The sequence below is a fragment of the Trebonia sp. genome (assembly GCF_030042015.1).
Lineage (GTDB): Bacteria > Actinomycetota > Actinomycetes > Streptosporangiales > Streptosporangiaceae > Trebonia.
Window position 1 is genome coordinate 1 of the sequence record NZ_JASIAL010000092.1, and the last position, 8,987, is coordinate 8,987.

The 8,987-nt window shown below is 70.8% G+C and carries 7 protein-coding genes; 6 read left to right on the plus strand and 1 reads right to left on the minus strand.

The genetic code is table 11. The features are described 5' to 3' along the window. Nucleotides 1–483: NAD-dependent epimerase/dehydratase family protein (locus Q1N79_RS04590; RefSeq protein ID WP_300604852.1), on the minus strand; the 483-nt coding region annotated here is incomplete at its 3' end. Between the two features lie 260 nt (nt 484–743). Between Q1N79_RS04590 and Q1N79_RS04595 the strand changes: the two genes are divergently transcribed. The 6 genes from Q1N79_RS04595 to Q1N79_RS04620 all read left to right on the plus strand — a co-directional run. Beyond that, the gene (locus Q1N79_RS04595) at nt 744–2,489 is read left to right on the plus strand and encodes a serine/threonine-protein kinase (RefSeq protein ID WP_300604854.1); all 1,746 of its coding nucleotides are present in this window, start codon (nt 744–746) and stop codon (nt 2,487–2,489) included. Next, nucleotides 2,490–3,332 carry a PaaX family transcriptional regulator C-terminal domain-containing protein gene (locus Q1N79_RS04600; protein WP_300604857.1) on the plus strand — a complete coding sequence of 281 codons (843 nt, stop codon included), beginning with the start codon at nt 2,490–2,492 and terminating at the stop codon, nt 3,330–3,332. It begins immediately after the preceding gene. A gap of 62 nt (nt 3,333–3,394) precedes the next feature. Continuing rightward, nucleotides 3,395–5,065 (plus strand): 2,3-epoxybenzoyl-CoA dihydrolase, encoded by a 1,671-nt coding sequence (boxC, locus tag Q1N79_RS04605; RefSeq protein ID WP_300604860.1) that lies wholly within the window; start codon nt 3,395–3,397, stop codon nt 5,063–5,065. A gap of 8 nt (nt 5,066–5,073) precedes the next feature. Next, nucleotides 5,074–6,480, plus strand: a complete 1,407-nt coding sequence (boxB, locus tag Q1N79_RS04610; RefSeq protein ID WP_300604863.1) for a benzoyl-CoA 2,3-epoxidase subunit BoxB — start codon at nt 5,074–5,076, stop codon at nt 6,478–6,480. Nucleotides 6,481–6,658: 178 nt separating this feature from the next. Then, nucleotides 6,659–8,290 (plus strand): benzoate-CoA ligase family protein, encoded by a 1,632-nt coding sequence (locus Q1N79_RS04615; RefSeq protein ID WP_300604866.1) that lies wholly within the window; start codon nt 6,659–6,661, stop codon nt 8,288–8,290. Beyond that, nucleotides 8,290–8,987 (plus strand): amidohydrolase family protein (locus Q1N79_RS04620; protein ID WP_300604869.1); only part of this gene is annotated, 698 nt, incomplete at its 3' end. The genes Q1N79_RS04615 and Q1N79_RS04620, both read left to right, overlap by 1 nt.

Genomic DNA, 8,987 nt, shown 5'->3' on the forward strand with positions numbered 1-8,987 from the left:
GACCGCGACGGTCGCCAGCCCGTAGGTCTTCGCGTAGGCGTGCGCGTAACCCTCGCCGGCCAGCTTGCTCGCCCCGTACGGGGAGATCGGCTTGGGCAGCGACCGCTCGTCGACGGGCGGCGTGGCGTCCCCGATCAGCGCCCCGCCGGTCGACGCGAGCACGACCCGCCCGATGCCCGCCCGGCGGGCGGCGTCCAGGACGCGGAACGTGCCAAGCACGTTGACGTCGAAGTTGGTGCCCGGATCCTGCACGGAGCCGATCACCGAACCGGCCGCGGCCAGGTGGATCACCGACCGCAGGCCGGCCAGCGCGTCATCGAGCGCCGCGGCGTCGCGGATGTCGCCCTTGACCAGCTCGGCGTCCACGCCGGCCAGGTGCGCGGCGTCGCCCGTGCTGAGGTTGTCGAGCACCCGGACGCGGTAGCCGCTCCCCACCAGGCGGCGCACAAGCGTCGCGCCGACGAAACCGGCGCCGCCGGTCACCAAGACTCCTTCGGAACCGCTCACAAGACGCGGAGTCTACCGGCCGAACATCAAACCCACATTCATCCCGAACGAACCGTGGCGCCTCTCCCGGGCGGCGGCAGTCGCTCTGGTCACCCCGCGCCGCACCCAGGCCCAGCCAGACGACGGGAAAGATCCTCCACCCGGCTCACGCGGCCGGGCCTGCCGCTCGCCCGCGGGCATGTATTGACATGCGCCTATGAGACCGCGCGACTGGTGCGCACACTGCCACTATCGGGATGTTTGGACACAAGCGGGAGGATGCGGTGGCGGGGGAGTCTTCTGGGCATGCCGACTGGATGCTGGCCGGACTGGCGCCAGGGACGACGGTAGCCGGGTACCGGATCGAGTCCCGCGTCGGCATCGGCGGGATGGCCGCGGTGTTCCGGGCCAGGGACGAGTCGCTCGATCGCGTCGTCGCGCTGAAGGTTCTCGCGCCCGCGCTCGCCGAGGACGAGGGTTTCCGTGAGCGGTTCATCCGGGAGTCGAAGGCCGCGACCAAGGTCGACCACCCGCACATCATCCCCATCTTCGCGGCCGGCGGGAACGGCGGCGTGCTCTACATCGCGATGCGGTACGTGGCCGGCGGCGACCTGCGCTCGGTCGTCCGGCGGGAGGGGCAACTGCCAGGCGAACGCGCCGCGTTCCTGCTGTCCCCGGTCGCCTCGGCCCTGGACGCCGCGCACGCGGCCGGCCTGGTGCACCGGGACGTCAAGCCGGCGAACATCCTGGTCGACGCCAGCCCGAACCGCCCCGATCACCCCTACCTGTCCGATTTCGGCCTGGCGAAAGGCTCGGCATCGGAGACCGGCCTGACCGGCACCGGGCAGTTCCTCGGCACGCCTGACTACACCGCTCCCGAGCAGATCTCCGGCACGGGGGTGGGCTTCCAGGCCGATCAGTACGCGCTGGCGTGCGTCGCGTTCACGATCCTGTCCGGGTCGCTGCCGTTCGCCCGCGAGGATCCGATGGCCGTGCTCTTCGCGCACCTGTACGACCCGCCGCCCCGGGTCAGCACCCTGCGGCCAGACCTGCCGATGGCCGTCGACCAGGTGCTCGCGCGGGCGCTCGCCAAGGCGCCGCAGGACCGCTTCGCGAGCTGCGGCGAGTTCACAGAAGCGCTGCGCGCCGCCCTGCGCGTCCCGTCGTATTACGGCGTGCCCGCCGGACCGGCGGCAGGTCGGGCGGACGGCCGCGCGGCCGCCAGCGCACCGACCTGGGATGGCCCGCCGAGCGGATGGTTCACGGCACCGCCTGCAACGAGCCTGAGCACGTCGTCGCTGCCGTCCTTCCCCCCGGCCGCTCAGCTTTCCCCCGGGCGGCCCATGCCCTCGCCAGCCCACCCCGTCACGGCGGCACCCGATGACCTGCCGACCACGAGCATGACCCAAGCCGCCGAGCTGACCACCGCGCTCCCCGGCAGGGCCGACGCCCCTGCCGCGCGGGCAACCCGCTCCGCTGGCCGCAGAAAGCGGCGGCGACTGGTCATCACGTCCGTGATCGCGGTGCTCGTGCTGGCATGCGGCGGCGGTGCGTACGGCCTCTGGTCACATGTCCGCGGCGCCGCGGGGTACTACGTCGGCGAGCGCGATGGCTTCGTCGCGATCTTCTACAGCGAGCGGAGCCAGTCCGGCCAGACCCGCACCAGCCTCATCAGCCAGTCAGCCGTGCTGGTCAGCCAACTCGGCACCAGCGGCCAGCATGCCGTGGCGCAAACGATCGCCGAGGGCAGTCTCGCCAGCGCACAGGCCGCGGTGAGCAACCTTCAGACCACAGCGAATGCCTGCAATCAGAGATGGCTGACGGTGGTCATGTGGGAACTCGATCCGACGTCTCCCGCTCCGCCCACGCCTAGCCCGGCGCAATGCGGGCCGGCGTCCGCGTTCGGTCTTTCCGTTAACTCCGGCTTATCCGGTGACCAGGAACGTCGCGCCGCGTGCGGTCCAGGTTTATGCTACTTATCTATGCCGTACTGGAGCGCATAAGTGGAAGCAGCGTCCCCGACGCTGTCCCGTCGTCACGAGGCAGGCGCGCCGAGCGTGCGCGGCATGCTCCTTACCCTACTGGGCGAATTCGTCCTCCCCGGCGACGGCGTGGCGTGGACGAGCGCCGTGCTCGCCGCCTTCGACCGGCTCGGGGTGGCGGAGAAGGCGACCCGCCAGGCCCTGATGCGCACGAGCAACGCCGGCTGGCTCAGCGCGGAGAAGATCGGCCGCCGCACCCGCTGGCGGCTCACCCCCTCGGCGACGAGGCTGCTGACCGACGGCGCGGAGCGCATCTACTCGTTCGGCCCGGCGCAGGAGCCGGCCTGGGACGGCCGCTGGGTGCTTGTGCAGGTCCGCATCCCCGAGTCCGACCGGCGCGCCAGGCACGTGGTCCGCACGCGGCTGACCTGGGCCGGGTTCGGCTCGCTCGGCGCGGGCCTGTGGATCAGCCCGCATCAGGACCGGGAGCAGGAGGCCGGGCGAGTCCTGCGCGAGGCGGGGGTCGCCGACGCGGCGCACGTGTTCGTGGCGCGGCGGACCGGCACGACCGACACCAGGGCGATGGTGGCGCAGGCCTGGGACCTGCCCGCCATCGAGGCGCAGTACGAGGAGTTCACCGCCGAATTCCGCGCCCAGGCGCCGGCCGACGTGGCCGACGTGCTCGCCCGCCAGCTCGAGCTCGTGCACGCCTGGCGCCGCTTCCCGTCCGTCGACCCGGCGCTGCCCCGCGAGCTGCTGCCGGCCAGGTGGACGGGCATCGAGGCCGCGCGGCTGTTCGCCGAGCGGCACGAGCAGTGGCTGGCCGACTCGCGCCGTGAGTGGAAGCGCCTGAACGGCCTCTGAGCCGCGAGCCAAAATGCTACGAACCATTGACGTGACACCGTAACTTCGTAGAGCATAGGCACATGCCCCACGTCGACTTCCGCACCTGCCCGCAGCGGTACAGGCACTGGCGGCTGGACATCGACGGCCCGGTCGCCACGCTCACCATGGACGTCGACGAGCAGGGCGGCCTGGAACCTGGGTACGAGCTCAAGCTCAACTCCTACGACCTGGGCGTGGACATCGAGCTGTACGACGCGACCCAGCGGCTGCGGTTCGAGCACCCGGACGTGAAGGCGGTCGTGGTCACGAGCGGCAAGGACCGGATCTTCTGCGCCGGGGCGAACATCCGGATGCTGGCCGCCGCGAGCCATCCGTGGAAGGTGAACTTCTGCAAGTTCACCAACGAGACCCGCAACGGGATCGAGGACGCGACCGCGAACTCCGGGCAGACCTACATCGCCGCGCTGAACGGCACCGCCTCCGGCGGCGGTTACGAGCTCGCGCTGGCCTGCGACCACATCATGCTCATCGACGACCGTTCGTCAACGGTGTCGCTGCCGGAACTCCCGCTGCTCGGCGTGCTCCCTGGCACCGGGGGCCTCACGAGGGTCACCGACAAGCGGCACGTGCGCCGCGACCTGGCCGACTACTTCGCCACCAAGGCCGAGGGGATAGGCGGCAGGAAGGCCGTGCAATGGAAGCTCGCGGACGAGGCTGTCCCTCGCGTCCGCTGGCAGGAGCAAGTGTCGCAGCGAGCCGTGGTGGCTGCCCGTGCCTCCACCCGCCTGCCCGGTGGCGTGGACCGCCCAGGCGTCGCGCTGACTGCGCTGCGCAAGACCCGCACGGACACGTCGGTTACCTACCCCCACGTGTCCGCCGCGCTTGACCGCGAGCGCGGGATCGCCGAGATCACGGTGTCCGGCCCGGCGGCCAGCCCTGCCAGCATCGAGGACCCGCACGCGGTTGGCGACGCGTTCTGGACGCTGGCGGTGACCCGCGAGCTTGACGACCTGATCCTGGACCTGCGCACCAACGAGCCCGAGATCGGCACCTGGGTCTTGCGCGCCCTGGGGGACGCGCGGCGCGTGCTCGACCACGACAACCTGCTGCTGGCCGCGATGAGCAGCGACTGGCTCGCGAACGAGATCGTGCTCTACCTCAAGCGCACGCTGAAGCGGCTTGACGTGACGAGCAGGTCGCTGATCGCGCTGATCGAGCCTGGCTCCTGCTTCGCGGGGTCGCTGCTTGAGCTCGCGCTGGCCGCCGACCGGTCCTACATGCTGTCCGGCCTGTTCGCGGACAGCGACGCCGGCACGGCGCCCGCCGCGATAACCGTCGGCGGCATGAACCTGGGCCCACTGCCGATGGGCAACGGGCTGACCCGGCTGCAGACGCGCTACCTCGGCGACGACGGCGCGCTTGCGGCCGTGGAGAAACGGGCAGGGGAGCCGCTGGCGGCCGGGGACGCCGAGGAGCTTGGCCTGGTCACCTTCGCGCCCGATGACATCGACTGGGACGAGGAGGTCCGCATCGCGATCGAGGAGCGGGCCAGCTTCTCACCGGACGCGCTGACGGGCCTTGAGGCGAACTACCGGTTCGCCGGGCCGGAGACGACCGAGACGAAGATCTTCGGCCGGCTGACCGCCTGGCAGAACTGGATCTTCTACCGCCCGAACGCGTCCGGTCCCGACGGCGCGCTGCGCAAGTACGGGACCGGCCAGCGGGCAGATTTCGACCGGAAGCGAGTGTGATCCTCTTGGTGGACTACGCGGAGAAGATCCCCAACAACGTCAGCCTCCACGAGGACAGGCGGCTGCAGCGGGCCCTGGAGTCGTGGCAGCCCAACTTCCTGTCCTGGTGGCAGACCATGGGCCCGACCCTGCCGACCCAGGACGTGTACCTGCGCACGGCGGTCAACGTGGGCCGCGAGGGCTGGGCGCACTTCGGCCATGTGCCGATGAAGGACTACCGGTGGGGGATCTTCCTGGCCGAGGCGGACCAGGACCGGCGGGTCGGGTTCGGCCAGCACAAGGGCGAGTCGGCCTGGCAGAAGGTGCCCGGCGAGTACCGCGCCGACCTGCAGCGGCTCATCGTGATCCAGGGCGACACCGAGCCGGCCAGCGTCGAGCAGCAGCGGAACCTCGGGGCCACCGCGCCGTCGCTGTACGACCTGCGCAACCTGTTCCAGGTGAACGTGGAGGAGGGCCGCCACCTGTGGGCGATGGTGTACCTGCTGCACGCCTACTTCGGCCGGGAGGGCCGGGAGGAGGCCGAGGAGCTGCTGCACCGCAACTCGGGCAGCGCGGACGCGCCGCGGATCCTCGGCGCGTTCAACGAGGAAACCCCGGACTGGCTGTCGTTCTTCATGTTCACCTACTTCACCGACCGGGACGGCAAGTACCAGCTCGGCACGCTCAAGCAAAGCGCCTTCGACCCGCTGTCGCGGACGTGTGAGTTCATGCTCAAGGAAGAGGCGCACCACATGTTCGTCGGCACCACGGGCGTCGACCGGGTGGTCGAGCGGACCGCGCAGCTCATGGTGGAAAACGAAACCGACGACGTGGCCGCGTTCGGGGCGATCCCGCTGCCGGTCATCCAGAAGTACCTGAACTTCCACTACAGCGTCTCGCTCGACCTGTTCGGCGGGGAAACCTCCACCAACGTCGCGAACTACTACACCGCAGGCCTGAAGGGCCGCTGGATGGAGGAGCGCCGCAAGGACGACCACAAGCTCGCCGACGACTCGATCATGGTCGACGCCCTCGTCGAGGGCGAGATCGGCCAGGCCGAGGCGTCCGCCCTCACCGGGCTCAACACCGACCTGCGCCGCGAGTACATCGCGGACTGCGAGGGCGGCGTCAAGCGCTGGAACCGCATCCTCGAAGGGGCGGACCTGCCGCACCGGCTGGCGCTGCCGCACGTGGCGTTCAACCGCAAGGTCGGCGCGTTCGCCGGCATCGAGGCGTCGCCGACCGGGGAGAAGCTGCCGGCGCAGGAGTGGGCGCGGCGCAAGGGGCAGTGGCTGCCGACCGACACCGACAAGACGTTCGTCCGGTCGCTGATGCGGCCGGTCCACGAGCGCGGCAAGATCGCCGCCTGGATTGCGCCGCCCCGCAACGGCATCAACGGCAAGCCGTTCGACTATGACTATGTACACCTCTCGTAGCTCCACCCGCTCCTAGGCCCCACCACCTCGACACGCGACGGCGCCCGGCACACCACTACTACTCCCACTACCCACACGCACCTACCACCCCACAGCAACGGCACACCGCCACCACCCACCACCAACCACCCACCCCACACGCACCTAGCACCCCACAGCAACCGAAGGACGGCAGGCGATGACGCAGCTGTTCAACGCATGTGAGTACCTGCTCGACCGGCGCCTGTCCGCGGGGGACGGGCAGCGGACCGTGCTGACCGGCCCGGCCGGCGACGTCAGCTACGCCGAACTGCACGACCGCGTCTGCCGTACCGCCGCCGGGCTGCGCGCGGTTGGCCTGCGGCCCGAGCAGCGGCTGCTGATGGTGATGTCCGACTCGCCCGAGTTCGTCGTCGTTTACCTGGCCGCGATGCGGGTAGGCGCGATCCCGGTGCCTGTCTCGACGATGCTGCACTCCGATGGCATCGCGGAACTGCTGCGGGACTCGCGCGCCGGCTTTCTCGCGGTCACCCACGAGTTCGCCTCGGCGGCGGAGTCGGCCGCCGCGGAGGCGTCCGAACTGGCCGGGGTACTGGCGGATTCCCCGCTTGCCGCCGGTACCCGGCCAGTTCACCTGCTCGACGACCTGGCCACCGCCGCCGCGGACGACCTCGTCTACGACACGGCGGAGGACTCGCCCGCGTTCTGGCTCTACACCTCGGGCACCACGGGCACGCCGAAGGCCGCGATGCACCGGCACGCCTCGGTCCGGGTGGTGTGCGAGACCTACGGCAGGCAGGTGCTGGGCATCCGGCCGGAGGACCGCTGCCTGTCCGCGGCCAAGGCGTTCTTCGCCTACGGGCTCGGCAATTCGGTGCTGTTCCCGATGTCGGTGGGCGCCGCGGCCGTGCTGAACCCGGTCCCGGCACGGCCGGACGTGATGGCGGAAGCCGCCGCCAAGTACGGCGCCACGCTGTTCTTCGCGGGCCCGACGTTCTTCGCGAACATGCTGCGGGCCGGCCTGCCGCCCGGCGCGCTCGCCGGGGTGCGGCTGGCCGCCTCGGCGGGGGAGGCGCTGCCCGCGCAGCTGTACGAGCGGTGGACCGCGCACTACGGCATCGACGTCCTCGACGGCATCGGCATGACCGAGATGCTGCACATCTTCCTGTCCAACCGGGCCGGCGAGGTCAAGGCCGGCACCACCGGCGTCGCCGTGCCCGGCTACCGCCTGCGGCTGGTCGACGAGGACACCGGCGCCGACGTGACCGAACCGGGCGTCCCCGGCACGCTGTTCGTGCGCGGCGAGTCGGCCGCGACGGGCTACTGGTCGCGGTACGAGGCCTCGCGGCTGGTGTTCCAGGGGGAGTGGCTCCGCACCGGGGACACGTACGTGCGCGACGGCGACGGGTATTACGCGTGCCTGGGCCGCACCGGCGACATGCTCAAGGCCAGCGGCATCTGGGTGTCGCCGATGGAGGTGGAGGCTCGGCTGCTGGCTCATCCGGCGGTCGCGCAGGCCATTGTGGTCGGCGCGTCCGACGCGGACGGACTGGAGAAGCCGGTGGCCTACGTGGTGCTCACGGCCGGACAGCAGGTCGGCGAGGCGGAGCTGATCGAGTTCTGCCGCGACGGGCTGCCGTCGTTCAAGCGGCCCCGCGCGGTCGTGTTCACCGACGGCTTCCCGACCACCGCGACCGGGAAGGTGCGCCGCGTCGAGCTGCGCAAGATGGCTGCCTCGGTTCTCAAACCCGCCCCGAAGTCCCAGCCACCCACCTCCTCCCAGCAGTCAGCCGCACCCGGGCCACCCCTCTCGTCCCGCGAAGCGCACTGATGCTCGACGGCTTCCCGCTCATCGACGCGCACATGCACGTCGCCCGGCTGTCCACGCTGAAGCCCGCCTGGAGGGTCTGGGCGCAGGGCTTCGGGAATCCCGCCGCGATGGCGGAGGTGTACGACCCGGACGGCACGGTCATTCCTGCCGCGTTCGACTCCTACCTGGCCGCCGAGGGCGTGGACGTCGCGCTGCTGCTCGCCGAGTACAGCCCGAAGGTCACCGGCATGCAGGTCATCGAGGACATCCTGCCGGTCGCAGCGGCGAACCCGGACCGGATCAAAGTCATCGCCAACGTGAACCCGCACCTGCACTACCCGGTCGCGGACGAGCTGCGCCGCCAGCTTGACCTGGGAGCGGTCGCGCTGAAGATCCACCCGGTGCACGGAGGGTTCGCCGCCAGCGACCCCGCGATGTATCCGGCCTACGAGGCCTGCCAGGCGGCGGGCATCCCGCTCGTGGTGCATTGCGGCACGTCGATATTCCCAGGGTCGTCCAACAAGTTCGCCGACCCGGTGCTGCTTGACGACGTGCTCCGCGACTTCCGGCAGCTGAACGTCGTGCTGGCGCACGGCGGCCGCGGCTGGTGGTACGACGCGGCGGCGTTCCTTGCCCTGTCCAGCGACCGCGTCTGGATCGAGCTGTCGGGCCTGCCGCCGTCGCGGCTGCGCGAGTACTACGCGCGCCACAGCTGGAC

Bases quoted from the DNA above. Each gene is read 5' to 3' on its own strand.
- Q1N79_RS04595 (WP_300604854.1), top strand. From the start codon at position 744: ATGTTTGGACACAAGCGGGAGGATGCGGTGGCGGGGGAGTCTTCTGGG.
- boxC (WP_300604860.1), top strand. From the start codon at position 3,395: ATGCCCCACGTCGACTTCCGCACCTGCCCGCAGCGGTACAGGCACTGG.
- Q1N79_RS04615 (WP_300604866.1), top strand. From the start codon at position 6,659: ATGACGCAGCTGTTCAACGCATGTGAGTACCTGCTCGACCGGCGCCTG.